This is a genomic window from Occallatibacter sp. FHG110214_02 (genome assembly GCF_059115385.1).
In genome coordinates this window covers 95,888-111,659 of record NZ_JBZYWK010000016.1, presented here as the reverse complement: position 1 = coordinate 111,659, position 15,772 = coordinate 95,888, and the positions used below count along the sequence as shown (strand labels likewise).

Sequence of the window (15,772 nt, the reverse complement as noted above, 5' to 3'; positions counted from 1 at the left end):
GGCGCTTACCACCTCCGCAGCAAAATCCATCCTCGCCGGGCGCAAAGAGGAGGCGGAAAGCATTCTCGAACTCACACGTACCGGGCTTGCTTCCTTCGACTTCTCGAGCCTGTTAACCGAGATGCGCGCGCTTATCGAGGCAATCGGTGGCCAACCGGCTAAGCCGGCTGCTTCTGCGGTGGAATCCGCATCCTGAAAACCTAATCCGGTCATGGCAGGTGTTTCGTTCCTCTGAAACACCTGCCGTGAACCACTCCGCATTCCACTGCGTATACTGCCGCAGAACTGAGGTGCACCGAATGCGGAAATGGATTGCCCGTGCCGTAATCGCCATAGTCGTGCTGATTGTGCTTTTCTCCGCAGCCGTATGGCTGTTCTTCCTCTATCCCCGCCGCAACCCGCATCCTCCGCTCAAGCTCGCCCACGGCACCCTCGTTATTCAACACGCCCGCATCTACACCTCACCCACGGACCCGCCAATCGAAGACGGCGCTGTCCTAATCCACGATGGCCTGATAGCCGCAGTAGGCCCCAACATCCCCATTCCCGCTGACGCAACCCAAATCCCCTGCGACCACTGCGTCGTCACCGCCGGCTTCTGGAATGTCCATGTACATCTCACCGAGCCCAAGTGGTCCACTGCCGAATGGCAACCCGCCGCCAAACTCAATGCGCAGCTAGCCGACATGTTCCTCAGCCGAGGCTTCACCACCGTCGTGGATGTAGGCTCCAACCCCGGCGGCACATTCGCCATCCGCCGCCGCATCGAGCTGGGCGAGCTGAAAGGCCCATGCATCTTCGCGGCAGGCACACCGGTTTATCCTCCGCACGGCATCCCGTTTTACGTGCGCGAATCCGCTCCAAAGTGGCTGCAATTCCTCATGCTGCAGCCGCAGACGCCAGAGGAAGCCCGGCGTCTGGTGCGCGCAAACCTGCACAGTGGCGCAGATGTAACGAAGCTCTTCACCGGCTCATGGGTACAGCGCGGCCATGTGTTGCCTATGCCCTTGCCAATTGCGAAAGCAGCAGTCGAGGCGAGCCACATCAACGGCAGCATCGTCTTCGCGCATCCCTCTGATCTTCAAGGCACGCAAATCGCCATTCAAAGCGGCGTGGACGTGCTCGCGCATGTGCCGGACGATACGCGCGGCATCACACCGGCGCTCTTTGCCGATATGGTCCATCACAACATGGCCCTGTCGCCCACGCTCAAGATGTTCTCCACCACGGTCACAACCGACCCGAATTACATGGACCCGCTCTATAACGAAGTCCGCACTTTCCACTCCCTCGGCGGCACGCTCGTCTTCGGAACAGACGTGGGCTACATGGCCGACTACACCACCGAAGGCGAGTTTGAAGGCCTTGGCAAATCCGGCCTCGACTGGAAAACCGTCCTCGCCATGCTCACCACCAACCCCGCCGCGCGCCTCAGCCAATCCGACCGAAAGGGAACTGTCACCCCCGGTAAATTAGCCGACCTGACCATCCTCAGCGCCGACCCCGCCGCCGCCCTGACAAACTTCTCCAAAGTCCAAACCGTAATCCGCTCCGGAGCAGTCATCTGGAAGCACTAAGAAAGCCAATTGAAACCACAAGAATGAGGCAATGCCATGCAAGGTAGGCCGGGGATTTATCCCCGGCAATCAAGCTCTGTCATGTGGCTTTGAAAGGGCACGACTTTAGTCGTGCCGAAGAGCCGAATAAAAAGCACTGGGCTTTAGCCCCTGAGGGATGTTTTTCCAACTCAAAACTGGCTGCAAATGGCTCGTCAGACACAGCCTGCCTCCTTGGGGATATTTCTAGTTCCATTGCGAATGGAATCCTGCTTCGTGAAACATGGCCTTCAAGTGCCGCGCAGCCTTGACCACCCGCGCCGCGCATTCGTATCCTCCCTCCGAGGAGCCTGCATGAGCGCACCCGCTGCCGCCCCCATCGAATCCATCGCCACCCAACCGCTCCTGATCCGCCGCGCCGCAGTTCTGGGCGCCGGAACTATGGGCTCGCGCATCGCCGCGCACCTCGCCAACGCAGGCCTCCCCGTCCTGCTTCTGGACATAGTCCCCGAAGGCGCAAAGAACAAATCTCAGCTAGCTATCACTACTCTCGAAGCGCTGGCCAAATCCAAACCCGCCGCCTTCTACGACGCGAGTTACGCCGCCCGCATCACCCCCGGCAATTTGGAAGAGGACCTGCCCAGGCTAGCCACCTGCGACTGGGTAATCGAAGCTGTAGCAGAAAACCTGACCATCAAACACAATCTCCTGCAGCAAGTAATCCCACACCTCGCCCCGCAAGCCATCCTCACCACCAACACATCCGGCCTGCCCATCTCGCAGATATCCCAAATCCTCCCGCCCAAAATCCGGGAAAGATTCTTCGGCACGCACTTCTTCAACCCGCCGCGCTACATGCGCCTGCTAGAAATCATCCCCACTCCCGAAAGCGCTCCCGAAACCGTAGCCGCCTTCGCCGCCTTCGCGGACCTGAACCTCGGCAAGCAAACCGTCTTCGCCAACGACACGCCCAACTTCATCGCCAACCGCATCGGCGTCGCCGTCATCTCCACAGCCGTATCGCTCATGCTCCAGCAGGGCCTCACCATCGAAGAAGTAGACGCCCTTACCGGAACCGCCATCGGCTGGCCACGCACCGGAACCTTCCGCCTCGCCGACATGGTAGGCATCGACGTCCTCGCCCATGTAGCCGCCAGCTCTCCTCAAGGCGCAGAGCTAAACGAATTCTCCAAAATCCTCAACGAACTGGTCACCCGCAAATGGCTAGGCGATAAATCCGTGCAGGGCTTCTACAAAAAATCCCGCACCGCCGACGGCACCGAAGAGCGTCTAGTCCTCGACTTAAAAACCCTCGAATACCGCCCCCAAACCAAGCCCGCCATCCTCGCGCTCGACATGGCAAAAAACGCCAAAACCCTCCCCGAGCGCCTAAAGCTCCTCCTCGCCAACGACCCAACAAAAGACAAGGCCGCCCGTTTCCTCTGGCCGCTCCTCTCCACTCTCTGGAACTTCTCCGCCGCCACCATCGGCTCCGCCTCCAGCGACGCCCCTTCCATCGACGCCGCCATGCGCGCCGGTTACAACTGGGAGCTCGGCCCCTTTGAAATGTGGGACGCCGCAGGCGTAAAAGAAACCGTAGCCCGCATGAAGCAGCTACAACTTCCCGTAAGCCCCGCCGCCGAAACCATCCTCCACTCCGAAAATCAAAGCTGGTACGCCCCCGACGGCCCGCAGTGCTTCAACCCCGTCACCGGCCACTGGGAGTCCGTCACGCCCCAACCCGGCCACGCCCGCGTAGCCGACTTCCGCCGCTCCCACGGTATCGTCCGCGGCAACTCCGGCTGCTCCCTCGTAGACCTCGGCGACAACATCGCCTGCATCGAGCTGCACTCCCTCAAAAACGCCCTCGGCACCGACGTAACCAGCTTCATCGCCTCCGTCCTCAAGCCCGACTCAGAAGCCGTCCGCAACTTTCAGGCCTTCGTCATCTCCGGCGACCGCGAGCACTTCAGCGTCGGCGCCAACCTCATGCAGTTGCTGCTAGCCGCGCAAGAAGGCGAGTGGGACGAAGTCGCCAGCGCCATCCGCGCCTTTCAGCTCATGACCTCGTCGATTAAGTTCTGCCCCCGCCCCGTCGTCGCCGCACCCTTCGGAATGGCTCTCGGCGGCGGCGCGGAAATCTGCCTCCACGCCGCCAAGCGCCAGCCCCACGCCGAAACCTACATCGGCCTCGTCGAAGCAGGTGTTGGCCTAATTCCCGCCGGCGGCGGCACCAAGGAAATGCTCCTCCGCGCCATTGACGCAGCAGCCGCAATCGCCCCGCCCGACCCCAAAGATCCACCGGCCCGCTTCGCCCAATCCGCCGAGCTGCAAGACGCCACCAAGCGCGCCCTCGAAACCATCGCCATTGCGAAAGTCTCCACCTCAGCCGCCGATGCCAAATCCCTCGACCTCTTCGCCCCCAGCGACCGCATCACCCTCAACCGCGACCGCCTTCTCCTCGACGCAAAATCGCAAGCGCAAGCCTTAGCGGGATCCGGCTACACCGCCCCACTCCCGCGCACCCAAATCGCCGCCCCCGGCCTCGCACTTCTCTCCACGCTGGAAATGGGCATCTATCTCATGGGCGAAGCAGGCTACGCCAGCGAGCACGACCAGAAGGTAGCCAAGTGGGCCGCCTACATCCTCTCCGGAGGCCGCATCACCGCAGGCACCCTCATCACCGAGCAGTACCTCCTCGACCTCGAACTAGAAGCCTTCCTCTCCCTGACCGGCGAGCGCAAAACGCAGGAGCGCATCGCCCATACCCTCAAAACCGGCAAACCCCTGAGAAACTAAGCAGTGTCCAACAAAATTGAAGAATAGGCTTTAGCGATACCGATAAACATCGGAAGAAGGGTACGGGCTTTAGCCCGTACATCATCGCAAAATATGATGGCTGGGGCTTTCGCCCCCGAGGGGTGTTTTTGCTGCACACTTTATCCAACCCGATTCGTAATGTGCTATCCATCGGCCTGTTGCTGGCCGCAACTCAACTCCACGCCCAATCCCCCCTAACCGCTACCGGCAAAGTCAACGTAAACGGCCAACCCCAGCCCTACATCATCCACCATCTTCCCCTCGCAGCCTTCCCAGACCTGCCAGCCCCCATCGCGCAAGCCCTCGCCGCCCACAACTGCACCATCCCGCAAAGCTTCGAGGCACGCGGGCCGGAAAACGTAATCCACGGCAGCTTCGAGCACCCCGGCTCCACAGACTGGGCCGCGCTCTGCTCCGCAGATGGCCAGGTCTCTTTGATCGTCTTTTTCTCAAGCGCCCCCGATAAGCCCACAGTCGTAGCCACGGCTGCCGAAACCGACCGCCTCCAGCCGCACCCCGGCACACCAGAACTGGGCTTCAACTGGGCCATCGACCCCGCTCCCCCCTCGCGCATACGAGAAGCACAGGCGGGCCAGCAGAATCGTCTCCACCCAGACCATGACGCCCTGTCCGACACCACGCTGGATCGCCAAACCCGCTATCACTACTTCGACAACAACAGTTGGACAGAATTTACCGCAGCGCAATAGCCACCCCATTTGACCACCCCGCTCCGCACCATCTATCAATGTCCCAGCAGAGCGCGGGTTTTTCCTGAACCCTATACCCCATACCCTGTGCCCTGCACTTGGAGCCTCCCATGCCGGAAGCCGTAATCGTAACCGCCGTCCGAACTGCCGTAGGCCGCGCCCCCAGGGGAACTCTCGCCACCACACGCCCCGACGACCTTGCAGCAACCGCATTGAGCGGAGCCTTAGAGCGCGTCCCCGAACTCAACAAATCCGAAATCGGCGACGTAATCCTCGGCTGCGCCCAGCCAGAAGGGGAGGCAGGCTTCAACATGGCCCGTTTCGCCGCCCTCCGTGCTGGCCTTCCAGTAGAAGTCCCCGGCGTAACGGTGAACCGCCTCTGCTCCTCCGGCCTTGAAGCCATCGCCATCGCTGACATGCGTATCCGCACCGGCTCCGAGCGCGCCGTCATCGCTGGCGGAGCTGAGTCCATGAGCATGGTCCCGCTCGGCGGCCTCAAGCCTAGTCCCAACCCCTGGCTCGGTGAACATTACCCCGCCAGCCTCTTAACGATGGGCCTCACCGCCGAGCGAGTCGCCAAACACTACGGCATCTCTCGCGAAGACCAGGACGCCTTTGCCCTCGCCAGCCATCAGAAGGCCATCGCAGCGCAGCAATCCGGCAGGTTCAGCAACGAAATCATCCCCGTAAAAGTCACCACCGCCATCCCCGGCGCAAAAGCAGGTAAGCCCGTCATCACAGAAACCGTCTTCGCTGCAGACGAAGGCCCCCGCGCCGACACCTCCGCCGAAGCGCTCGCCAAACTCAAGCCCGCCTTCCACGCGCAGGGAAGTGTAACCGCAGGGAACTCCTCGCAAACCTCCGACGGAGCCGCCGCCGTAGTCCTCGTAGACGCGGACCGCGCCAAAGAACTAGGCCTGAAACCCTTAGCCCGCCTCGTAGCCTACGCCGCCGCAGGCTGCCTGCCAGAAGAGATGGGAGTAGGCCCCATCTACGCCATCCCCAAAGTCCTCAAATCCGCCGGCCTCACCCTCGACCAAATCGACCTCATAGAGCTCAACGAAGCCTTCGCCGCCCAATCGCTGGCCGTAATCCGCGAACTAGGCATCAACCCGGAAAAGGTCAACGTCAACGGCGGAGCCATCGCCCTCGGCCACCCGCTAGGCTGCACCGGAGCCAAGCTAACCGCCACACTCCTCGGCGAGTTAGAACGCCGCAACGCCCGCTACGGCATGGTAACCATGTGCGTAGGCGGAGGCATGGGCTCCGCCGGCATCTTCGAGCGCTTGGGTTAAAACGAGCCAGCTGCCTCCATAACCAAAGCAACCAAAACGTCGCCATCCTGATCGCAGCCGAAGAACCTATAGTTGCTCTTGCTGTTGCTTTCTCCCCATTTCCTCACAAAATCCCCGTGCCCCATCTTTGCGACTTTTTTCTGTCGCAAGGGTGGGACATCTCAACTGCTAGCTTCTCTGTATCCAGTTCTCCCTCCACTTCTGTGGAAAACCCTTGTCAAGCCCCAAACCGGAAAATATTTTCTAACCCATTGATTCCATTAAGCAAAAAACTTCAAACAGTTTGCGCTCAATTATGGTCCTTTATGACAAACTAAAAATAAGCGGAAATAGTCAGAAAAACGGCCCGATTCCAAAGGAATCGGGCCGTTTTGTTTTTCCGCCAACTTGCTAACCCAAAAGAAAGGAGAACCCAATGCATGCAACGGCAGGCACAACCTTCTGTAACCTGACACCTGAAACCTGCCTTCTGCACAGTTCACAAATAAAGAAACTGCACAGTCCCTGTGCAATCCTCCGCAACCCATACAAAACAAAGGAACTGGGGAAGAACCCCACTGTGCGCATACACACGGCATCGCACAAAAGCACAGCCTACCGCAGCAAATCCTCAAGCGTCGTGCTCAAATCCGTCTTCGCATCCCGGTACTTCACAATCACCGGCGCATAGACGCTCAGTCCCCATTCCGCACCCTTGCCTTTGGTAACCGCCCGCGACCCCGGAACCACCACAGCATTCTCCGGAATAATCAGTGGTGTCTCAGCACTCGCCCGAATCACCGTTCCATTCACCAGGTCAAACACCGGAGTCCCACGCGTCAGCACCGTTCCCGCAGCCAGCACCGCACTCTTGCGAACAATCGTGCCCTCGTAGACGCCCGTATTGCCGCCCACCAGCACGTTGTCCTCAATAATCACCGGATTCGCATTCACAGGCTCCAGCACACCGCCAATCTGTGCCGCCGCGCTCAGATGCACGTTCTTCCCAATCTGCGCGCACGAGCCAACCAGCGCATGCGAGTCCACCATCGTTCCTTCGTCCACATACGCTCCGGCATTTACATACATCGGAGGCATGCAAACCACACCCTTAGCCAGATAAGCACCCGACCGCACCGACGATCCGCCCGGAACAAGCCGCACGCCATCCGTAGTGGAAAAACTCCGCGCCGGATACGTGTCCTTATCTACGAACGAGAGCGCTGTCCCCGGAAAATTCACCATGACTCCCAGCCGGAAACCCAGCAGAATCCCCTGCTTCACCCATACATTTACGCGCCAGCCCGTAGGCTCCGCTGCATCCGGCTCCGCCGAACGAATCTCACCGCGCTCAAGCGCAGCCCGAAAATCCGAAAACGTCTGCAGCGCGTTCTTGTCGCCCACCGCAAACGAACCTGCGGCAAAGTGCCGCTCCACAGCTTCCTGAAGCAATTCCGTTGTTGCCATATAGTTCCAAGTCTATCAACCAGAGCAGCTTCCAGCGCTCCCGCAGCAATGAAAAACGCCGGGAGAATCGCGCGCAAAATCGCACAGCAATTCTCCCGGCGTGCTGCCCTCTGGGGGAGGGAAACTTCAGGCAGCCGCGATCGTCTGCGACGGCGTTTGTGGCCGTACCGACATGTCGGCCGAAGCCGGTGCCAGCCGATAGGCATTTTCACCTGTTGGAATCAGCGCCAGCATCACCGAGGTGCGGCTCTTGTTTCCGTGCATATGCTTCGATTCCAGCCACGCGCACAACCGCGTGTCACGAATCTCCGGCTCGCCCTGCCAGAACTCCGGCCCAAGCTCGCACTGAATCTTCAGGTGTTCTAACTGCAGTTCAATGGTTGATATGTTCTGCGGAAAATAGCGCCGCACGTTCTCTGCGCCGATGTGCAGTCCGCAGCGGCCACGACCTTTGCTTTGTGCTTCCACCATCATGGCGAACCTGCTTCTTTTACCAACGCTGAGGGGTGACCCAACCTGTCATCGGAAATCCCCGAACCTTCACCCGCAGGTTCGGATGCCAGTACCTCGCACCGGCAGGGGGACGCCGGTACGGAAATACGCGTACACGTTCGTGCTGTTGAGTAGATGCGCACAGGCTACTGCCGGTTGCCCAATTCCGAGTGCAATCCTACCTGATTGCCGTGAACCCTTGATGAAACACACTTCCTATTTCAACTATAGGGAAAGGACGGATGAACGCTGTGATGGAAAGCACATACCGCATATGGCCTCGCTTACACTGGATTAGTTTTTCTGAGAGGAATTGCATCGCAGTGACATTGGGAAAGAGAGCAGTTCTCGCCTTGGCTGGCCTGCTTTGTCTGGCCGCATCGCAGTCTTACACGCAATCCGCGGCCTACACGCACGCCGTCGAACTCAACAATACCGGCGTTGCGCAAATGGGCCAGCAGTTCACGGAAAAAGCCGCTGCCAGCTTTGGCGCTGCTCTCAAAGAAGACCCAAAGCTCGCGCAAGCCGCCATCAACCAGGGTATCGCGCTGCTTACCCTGCAAAAGCTGGACGAAGCAAAAGCCGCATTCCACCAGGCAATTACACTCAACCCGAAAAACCCACAAGCCTTTTACAACCTCGGCCTCGCGCAGCGCTCTGGCGACGAGATGCAGCCAGCCCTTGAGAGCTTTCTTGAAGCCACAAAGCTCGGCCCCAATGACGCCGATTCTTTCTATTTTGCCGGCGTCTGCTACCAGGAGCTCAAGCAATACGACGAAGCCATCGCAGCCTTTCATCAAGCTTTAGCCATCGACCCACAACACGCTTCCGCTGAGTTCAGCCTGGCCCGCGCCCTGCAGCGCAGCGGCAAACCCGACGAAGCTCGCGATCACTTCCGCCGTTTTCAGCACCTGACCAGCGCAAAGATATCCTCGGCCATCGGCCTTGCCTACGGGGAACAAGGCCGCTACTCCCTTGTCCAGCCAGTGATTGTAAACGCCGTGCAGTCGTCGCCAATGATTCCGGTCAAGCTTGTCGCACAGCCGCTTACGGCTGCATTTCCCAATACAACCGGAGGAGCCTGCATGATAGACGCCACAGGCTCCGGTGCAATGGACCTCGTGCTTCTGCAATCCGGCAGGCAGGCCATCGCGGTTCTTCACCGCGATGCTGATGGAAACTTCTCGCTACTCGATGCAGAAGCCGAAGGCCTGAAAGCCTCGGGTACAGCAATCGCCTGCGCTGTAGGCGACTATGACAATGACGGTCTCAACGACCTCGCTGTCGCACTTGATGACTCCGTGCAAATCTTCCGCAATCTCGGCAAAGGCAAATTTGAAAACGCCACCACGCAATCGGGACTCACGGCCCGCAACCATCCTACTGGAATCACATTTGTTGATTTCGACCACGACGGCGACCTCGATCTTCTGCTCACCGGCTCTCCGCTTACACCTGGCGGCACGCCCAACGTTCTCTGGCGCAACAACGGAAACAAGACCTTTACCGAGTGGATCGAGCCCACAGGTTTAGGCGGCGCAGGCAAAACATCTTCAGCCATCCTTACTGACTTCAATAACGACCGTGCCATTGACCTCGCTATCACCGGCGACAGCCCTTCGCCGCTCTTCTACATCAATCCTCGCGAAGGCAAATACCCCACGCAGCCGCTCTATAATGCCAAACTCCCCGCCACAGAAGGTATTACCATTCTCGACTTCAACAAAGATGGCTGGATGGATGTTGCGGTTACGCATGATGGCGCGCCCGGCATTACTCTCTGGCGAAACGTGCAAGGAGCAACGCCCCAGATCCGGCGCTTCGACCGTGTGGAACTGCCGCTGAGGGATGCACAACACGCATGGGGCATCACGCCCATCGATATTGATAACGATGGCTGGATTGACCTAGCCGCAATCGTCGAAACCAACAGCGGCCCATATCTTCGCGTTCTCCGCAATCGTGGTGACGGCAGCTTTGAAGACGTCAGTTCCGCACTTGGGCTAAACGCCCTTCCACTCACTGAGCCCCGTGGCTTAATTGCCGCCGACATCAATAACGATGGCGCTGCTGGCCTCATTGTCACGCAGAAAAATGCTGCGCCAATTCTGCTCCGCAACATCGGCGCGAATAAAAATCATTTTGCACGCCTCGACCTTGCTGGCTTTGCCGATAACAAAACAGCCCTTGGAGTGAAGGTAGAGATTTTTGCCGATGGTCTCTGGCAGAAGTTTGAGCTTGCCGGCTCCGTCGGCTACCAAACCCAATCCGCTCCGCAAATCCTTGTTGGTCTAGGCGCTGCTGACCACATCGACCTTCTCCGCATCCTCTGGCCTACCGGAGTTCTGCAGGACGAAATCGATCTTCCACATACGCAGGTTATCGCCATGCGCGAAGCAGACCGCCGTGGCAGCTCTTGCCCGGTGCTCTTTACGTGGGACGGCCACAAATACAAGTTCATTGCCGACGTTATCGGAGCCGCTGTCGTTGGTCACTGGTTTACGCCTGCTCGACGCAACATTCCCAACCCCGGAGAGTGGGTCAAAGTTGACGGCACAAATCTCGCATCCATCGGCAATCACATGAGCGTGCGCTTCATGGAACCGATGGAAGAGGTCAACTACATCGACCAGCTTCGTCTTGTTGCGATTGACCATCCGGAAGATATAGACGTGAACCCTGACGAGCGCTTCCTCGACAACCCGCCTTTCGCTACTGGCAAAGTTGTTGCTTCAAAAGGCGCGCATCCACCTGTTGGCGCATGGGACGGCAACGACAAGGACGTGCTTGATACCGTCACCCGCCGCGACCACACCTTTGCCAGCGGCTTTACGCTCACGGCTTATGACGGCTTTAGCAATCTGCATGCACTCACGCTTGACTTAGGCAAGATCAACTACAAAGCTCCACTGCGCCTGCTGCTCACCGGCTATGTGAATTACTTCAGCGCGACTTCGCTTTACGGTGCATGGCAAATCGGAATGAAGCCTATCGCGCCGTACATCGAAGCGCAGTTGCCTGACGGCACATGGAAGCGCATCACCGATGGTGAAGCTGGTTTTCCTGCGGGGCTTGAGCGCACCATTGTTATTGACCTATCCAATAAGCTGCCTGCGGGTGCGCATCGCATTCGTCTCATGAGCAACCTGCTGCTCTTCTGGGACCAGGTGCTCATCGATCAGAGTGCCGATGCGCAGTTCCGCACGCATGAACTGCCGATGGCGCAAGCCACACTGCACTTCCGCGGATTCCCCACCCAGCTTGAAGGCGCAAGCCCCGGCGACCTTGACTATGACTACGACCGCGTCAGCCTCACCGGGCCGTATCAGCATCAGCGCGGCAACTACACCCGCATGGGCGATGTCACAGAGCTTGTGAATGGAATCGACAATCGCTTCGCCATCTTCGGTAGCGGAGAGGAGATTGCTGCTGAGTTTGACTCTGCCAATTTGCCTGCATTGCCGCCACACTGGAAGCGTGATTACTTCTTTTACGCCAATGGATTTGTGAAAGACATGGACTGGTGGGATGCTTCTCCCTTTACGGTTACGCAACTTCCTTTCCATGGCATGAGCAGTTATCCGTACCCTGCGACGGAGCAATTTCCCGACGACAATGACGCGCTCAGTTATCAACTCAATTGGAATACGCGCTTTGATTCCGGTAATCCTGTGCGCTCTTACCGTTTCAACTATCAACTGCTGCCGTCAACGCCGGACGAAGACACATCGGGAGCCGCAAAGCCATGAGCATCGCCACCACGGAAGTCGTGCTGACCTCTGCTACGCAGCAGCTTGAATTGCTGCGCAACGGTGTTATTTCCATCTCCGAATTGGCGGAAGCTCATATACGGCAGATTGAAAGACTGAATCTGCAGCTCAATGTTTTTGCTGACTATGATGCCGAGCGTGTGCGAGCGCAGGCACGGGCTTTGCACGATGTGCCTGAGCCGCGTGGGGCACTTCATGGTTTGCCGGTTACGGTTAAATCCTCGATTGCGACTGCGGGCTATCGCTGCGAGATTGGCAGCCTGCTTTACAAAGGCGATGTGCCTGCGGAAGATGCGGTTCTTGTTGCTCGCCTGCGGGCTGCGGGGGCGCTGATTCTTGGCACGACGAATTGCCCCGAAGGCTTGATGGCCTATGAGACGGATAATCTTCTTCACGGCCGCACGAACAATCCATGGGACCTTACTCGCACGCCTGGTGGATCGAGCGGTGGTGAATCCGCGGCGATTGCTGCAGGGCTTTCTGCTGCGGGGCTTGGCAGTGACAGCGGTGGCTCGGTTCGCGTGCCTGCGCACTTTACCGGCATCTGCTCTTTCAAGCCATCGCCGGGACGTTTTCCGGGGCGCGGACATATTCCGCCTTGCGTTGGCCCCTTCTCTACGCTCGGGGCTATTGGGCCTATGGCTCGTACGATTGCGGATGTTTCGTTGCTCTATCGCACGCTCTCGGGGCAGGATGAGATTGATCCGTCCAGTCCGCCGATTGTTCCGCGCGCGCTCTCGCTTGATGAGCTTCGTATGCAAACCATCGGATACTTTGAAGATGATGGATTGACCCCGGTTACTGCTGAGACTCGCGCTGCTGTTCAGGCTGCTGTGCGGGCTCTTCGCGAGGCTGGCTTTCGTGTCGAGCCTTTCCGGCCTAAGACGCTGGAGGAACTTCGGAAGCTCTGGTGGATTTTCTTTGTTCAGTGCGGGGCTATGTTTTACGAGCCTACTCTTGGCAGTCATCGCGAATTGCTTAGCCCTATCTTTCGCGAGTTTCTTGCGATTGCGGAAGACTCCGGTCCGCTTACTGCGGGTGAGTTGCTTACGGCGTGGGCAGAGCTTGATCTTGTACGGGCCAGGACTCTTGAGATTATGCGCGATTATCCGGTGCTGCTGTGTCCTGTTGCGAGTGTTCCCGCATGGAAGCATGGTGAGCGGGAGTGGATGGTGGAGGGAGAGTCTGTCGCGTATCTCGATTCTGTTCGCTATACGCAGTGGTTCAACACGCTTTCCGCTCCGGCGGCGGTTGTTCCGGTGGGGCAGTCGCAGGAGGGGCTGCCCATCGGGGTGCAGGTTATTGCCAGGCCGTTTGAAGATGAGACTGCGCTTGGCGTTGCGGCTGTTGTGGATGCAGCCTTTGGCTACAGGCCGCCGCCGCTGGCGGTTTGATGTTTTTATGCGTCCGTGTGTATGCGCACAGTGTGGTTCTTCCCCATTTCCTTTGTTTTGTATGGGTTGCGTGGGATTGCACAGGGACTGTGCAGTTTCTTTATTTGTGAACTGTGCAGAAGGCAGGTTACAGAAGGTTGTGCCTGCCGTTGCATGCATTGGGTTCTCCTTTCTTTTGGGTTAGCAAGTTGGCGGAAAAACAGAACGGCCCGATTCCTTTGGAATCGGGCCGTTTTTCTGACTATTTCTGCTTATTTTTAGTTTGTCATAAAGGACCATAATTGAGCGCAAACTGTTTGAAGTTTTTTGCTTAATGGAATCAATGGGCTAGAAAATATTTTCCGGTTTGGGACTTGACAAGGGTTTTCCACAGAAGGACAGGGAGTAGGGAATAGGAAACAGGGAGTAGAAAACAGAGACAAGAACAATTGCAAAAGCAAGAACGGGGCAACATTTCGTCTCTGCGTGGGTTCGCTTCGTCCATAGAAGTGGTTGAACGAGGTTGGAAATGGGGAGGATTTTATGAATGCGTTGCGCTTTGGTTTTCGGCTTGGTGGTGGAGTGGTTCTTTTGATGGCGGCAGTGGTGGCGTCGGCGCAGGCTCCGGCAGTTGCGAAGACAGCTCCGGTGACGGGGCCCGTGCCGATGGCGATTCCAGCGGCTAAGAGGATTTTTGTTGCGAATGGCGGGGCGGATGCCGGGTTGTTTCCGCATCCCTTTAGCGGGAGTGTGGCGCGGGGGTATGACGATTTTTATGCCGACATCAATGGGCTGGGGCGGTATGAGCTTGTCGCGTCGCCGGGGCAGGCGGACCTGGTGCTGGAGTTTCAGTTATTGGCTCCGGTGGGGCCGGCTAGTCCGGATAAGCAGAAGGGCGCGGCTGACCCGCTGCCGACGGTGCGGGTGAAGATTTATGACCGAGTGAGTCATTTTGTGCTGTGGGCTTTTTCGGAACAGGTGGATGGGGCGATTACGCAGCAGGCGCATGATCGCAAGCTGGATGAGGCGATTGCGCGGTTGGCGGAGGATTTTGAAGGGATTGCAGGAAGTAGGCAGTAGGGAATAGGGAGTAGAAGGCAACGGCAAGAACAACGGCAAAAGCAAAGGCAGCTACAAAGGCAAGTGCAACCGCAGATCCTTCGCTCCGCCTACCCCACGAACGATGGAACTGTTCGCGGGGCTCCAATGCGCTTCGCTCAGGATGACACCGCTTGATTTTGTCGGAGAGCTAAGACGGGAGAATTGGGACGGGGTGAGCTGGCGGTGTGGGGTATCCCTGGTCCCCAAATTGCGAGAGACCGGGGGGCACCCGCAAGGCAGTGGTGGGGTTGCTTTGGGGTGCTGGAAACAGTGGAAAATTGGGATTCTAAGGAGAATATATGACGAAATCTTTATGCCGGAGGGCAAAAAAAGTTGCCTGGAAGGTAAATGGGAAACCTGTTTGTTTGTAATGAGTTGTGAGAAATGAATTGGATTTTTGAGCCTGGGTGCGCAACTTTCGGGCTAAAAGGGGTGTCTTTCAAGTTGTGTTTCTATAGAATGGCCGAATGGAGATTCGTCGACGAATGTCAGAAAACCCCGGTCTGATGACGCCGCTCCGAATCTGCCTTTTGGCAGGTGCAGCGGCTTTGGCAGTAACAGCCGTAGCGGTAAATGTTTGGATGTCCCCGGTGCAGGCCAAGGTGTTGTTGCCCCGGCCGGTGTCTACTCTTCCTCCCACAGCTCAAACGGTGCAGAAGATTGTTGTACAGCAGGCGCAGGCTGTGAAGCCGACGCAGGCACAACAGCGCAAGAGCTTGCTGCGCGGGTTGGCGAGCTGGTATGGCGGAATGTTTAACGGGCAGAAGATGGCCAATGGCGATATGTTCGACCAGAACGCCATGACGGCCTGCCACAAGACACTTCCTTTTGGAACGTGGGTGAAGGTTGTGAATCTGCGCAATGGGCGCTCGGTGATTGTGAAGATTACCGACCGTGGAGCGCTGGCTGCTGGACGCGTGATGGACTTGTCGTATGGCGCGGCGCAGAAGCTGGCGATGACCAATGCCGGGATTGCTCCGGTTGTGCTGGAAGTACTTTCGCGGGATAAGGCGAAGCAGTTGCTGCAGCAGGGACAGAGTGCTGCGGGTTCGAGTGCGGCTGGTGTTGGTTCGAGTGCAACGACGCAGACGGCTTCCAGTCAGGTGGCGGCTTCTAAGTAGATTTTTAAATTTTTGGATTGTGCGGTCAGCCTTGGAGGCTGGCCGTTTTTGTTTTTGTGGGGAAGGCCCCTGCTCCCTCCGTTTCAAA

General features: G+C 58.0%; 11 protein-coding genes. 9 read left to right on the top strand and 2 right to left on the bottom strand.

Annotated elements, in window-relative coordinates; all coding sequences use genetic code 11:
* The 5 genes from AC5S3R_RS14420 to AC5S3R_RS14400 all read left to right on the top strand — a co-directional run.
* A partial coding sequence (locus AC5S3R_RS14420; RefSeq protein WP_494267788.1) for a hypothetical protein occupies positions 1–196 on the top strand: 196 nt, incomplete at its 5' end.
* Between the two features lie 103 nt (positions 197–299).
* Positions 300–1,577: an amidohydrolase family protein gene (locus tag AC5S3R_RS14415; protein WP_494267787.1), complete on the top strand. Its 1,278-nt coding sequence runs from the start codon at positions 300–302 to the stop codon at positions 1,575–1,577.
* 333 nt (positions 1,578–1,910) lie between these two features.
* The gene (locus AC5S3R_RS14410; RefSeq protein WP_494267786.1) at positions 1,911–4,355 is read left to right on the top strand and encodes a 3-hydroxyacyl-CoA dehydrogenase/enoyl-CoA hydratase family protein; all 2,445 of its coding nucleotides are present in this window, start codon (positions 1,911–1,913) and stop codon (positions 4,353–4,355) included.
* Positions 4,356–4,483: 128 nt separating this feature from the next.
* Positions 4,484–5,086 (top strand): hypothetical protein, encoded by a 603-nt coding sequence (locus AC5S3R_RS14405; protein ID WP_494267785.1) that lies wholly within the window; start codon positions 4,484–4,486, stop codon positions 5,084–5,086.
* A 110-nt stretch (positions 5,087–5,196) separates the two neighbouring features.
* The gene (locus AC5S3R_RS14400; protein WP_494267784.1) at positions 5,197–6,381 is read left to right on the top strand and encodes a thiolase family protein; all 1,185 of its coding nucleotides are present in this window, start codon (positions 5,197–5,199) and stop codon (positions 6,379–6,381) included.
* A 594-nt stretch (positions 6,382–6,975) separates the two neighbouring features.
* Here AC5S3R_RS14400 and AC5S3R_RS14395 read toward each other — a convergent pair.
* On the bottom strand, positions 6,976–7,827 hold the full coding sequence (locus AC5S3R_RS14395) for a 2,3,4,5-tetrahydropyridine-2,6-dicarboxylate N-succinyltransferase (protein WP_494267783.1): 852 nt from the start codon (positions 7,825–7,827) through the stop codon (positions 6,976–6,978).
* A 126-nt stretch (positions 7,828–7,953) separates the two neighbouring features.
* Positions 7,954–8,301 (bottom strand): hypothetical protein, encoded by a 348-nt coding sequence (locus tag AC5S3R_RS14390; RefSeq protein WP_494267782.1) that lies wholly within the window; start codon positions 8,299–8,301, stop codon positions 7,954–7,956.
* 341 nt (positions 8,302–8,642) lie between these two features.
* Here AC5S3R_RS14390 and AC5S3R_RS14385 point away from each other — a divergent pair, with 341 nt between their 5' ends.
* The 4 genes from AC5S3R_RS14385 to AC5S3R_RS14370 all read left to right on the top strand — a co-directional run bounded on the left by AC5S3R_RS14385 (position 8,643) and on the right by AC5S3R_RS14370 (position 15,684).
* Positions 8,643–12,068, top strand: coding sequence for a CRTAC1 family protein (locus AC5S3R_RS14385; RefSeq protein ID WP_494267781.1), 3,426 nt, complete (start codon positions 8,643–8,645; stop codon positions 12,066–12,068).
* On the top strand, positions 12,065–13,483 hold the full coding sequence (locus tag AC5S3R_RS14380; protein ID WP_494267780.1) for an amidase: 1,419 nt from the start codon (positions 12,065–12,067) through the stop codon (positions 13,481–13,483). The genes AC5S3R_RS14385 and AC5S3R_RS14380 overlap by 4 nt, the downstream gene beginning before the upstream one ends.
* A 522-nt stretch (positions 13,484–14,005) precedes the next feature.
* Positions 14,006–14,542, top strand: a complete 537-nt coding sequence (locus tag AC5S3R_RS14375; RefSeq protein ID WP_494267779.1) for a hypothetical protein — start codon at positions 14,006–14,008, stop codon at positions 14,540–14,542.
* A 506-nt stretch (positions 14,543–15,048) separates the two neighbouring features.
* Positions 15,049–15,684, top strand: coding sequence for a septal ring lytic transglycosylase RlpA family protein (locus tag AC5S3R_RS14370; protein WP_494267778.1), 636 nt, complete (start codon positions 15,049–15,051; stop codon positions 15,682–15,684).
* The last annotated feature ends 88 nt before the right edge of the window (positions 15,685–15,772 follow it).

What these genes read in the sequence shown, in the direction of transcription:
- AC5S3R_RS14415 (WP_494267787.1), top strand. Translation starts at nt 300, where the DNA reads ATGCGGAAATGGATTGCCCGTGCCGTAATCGCCATAGTCGTGCTGATT.
- AC5S3R_RS14370 (WP_494267778.1), top strand. Translation starts at nt 15,049, where the DNA reads ATGTCAGAAAACCCCGGTCTGATGACGCCGCTCCGAATCTGCCTTTTG.
- AC5S3R_RS14390 (WP_494267782.1), bottom strand. Translation starts at nt 8,301, where the DNA reads ATGATGGTGGAAGCACAAAGCAAAGGTCGTGGCCGCTGCGGACTGCAC.
- AC5S3R_RS14380 (WP_494267780.1), top strand. Translation starts at nt 12,065, where the DNA reads ATGAGCATCGCCACCACGGAAGTCGTGCTGACCTCTGCTACGCAGCAG.
- AC5S3R_RS14395 (WP_494267783.1), bottom strand. Translation starts at nt 7,827, where the DNA reads ATGGCAACAACGGAATTGCTTCAGGAAGCTGTGGAGCGGCACTTTGCC.
- AC5S3R_RS14375 (WP_494267779.1), top strand. Translation starts at nt 14,006, where the DNA reads ATGAATGCGTTGCGCTTTGGTTTTCGGCTTGGTGGTGGAGTGGTTCTT.
- AC5S3R_RS14400 (WP_494267784.1), top strand. Translation starts at nt 5,197, where the DNA reads ATGCCGGAAGCCGTAATCGTAACCGCCGTCCGAACTGCCGTAGGCCGC.
- AC5S3R_RS14410 (WP_494267786.1), top strand. Translation starts at nt 1,911, where the DNA reads ATGAGCGCACCCGCTGCCGCCCCCATCGAATCCATCGCCACCCAACCG.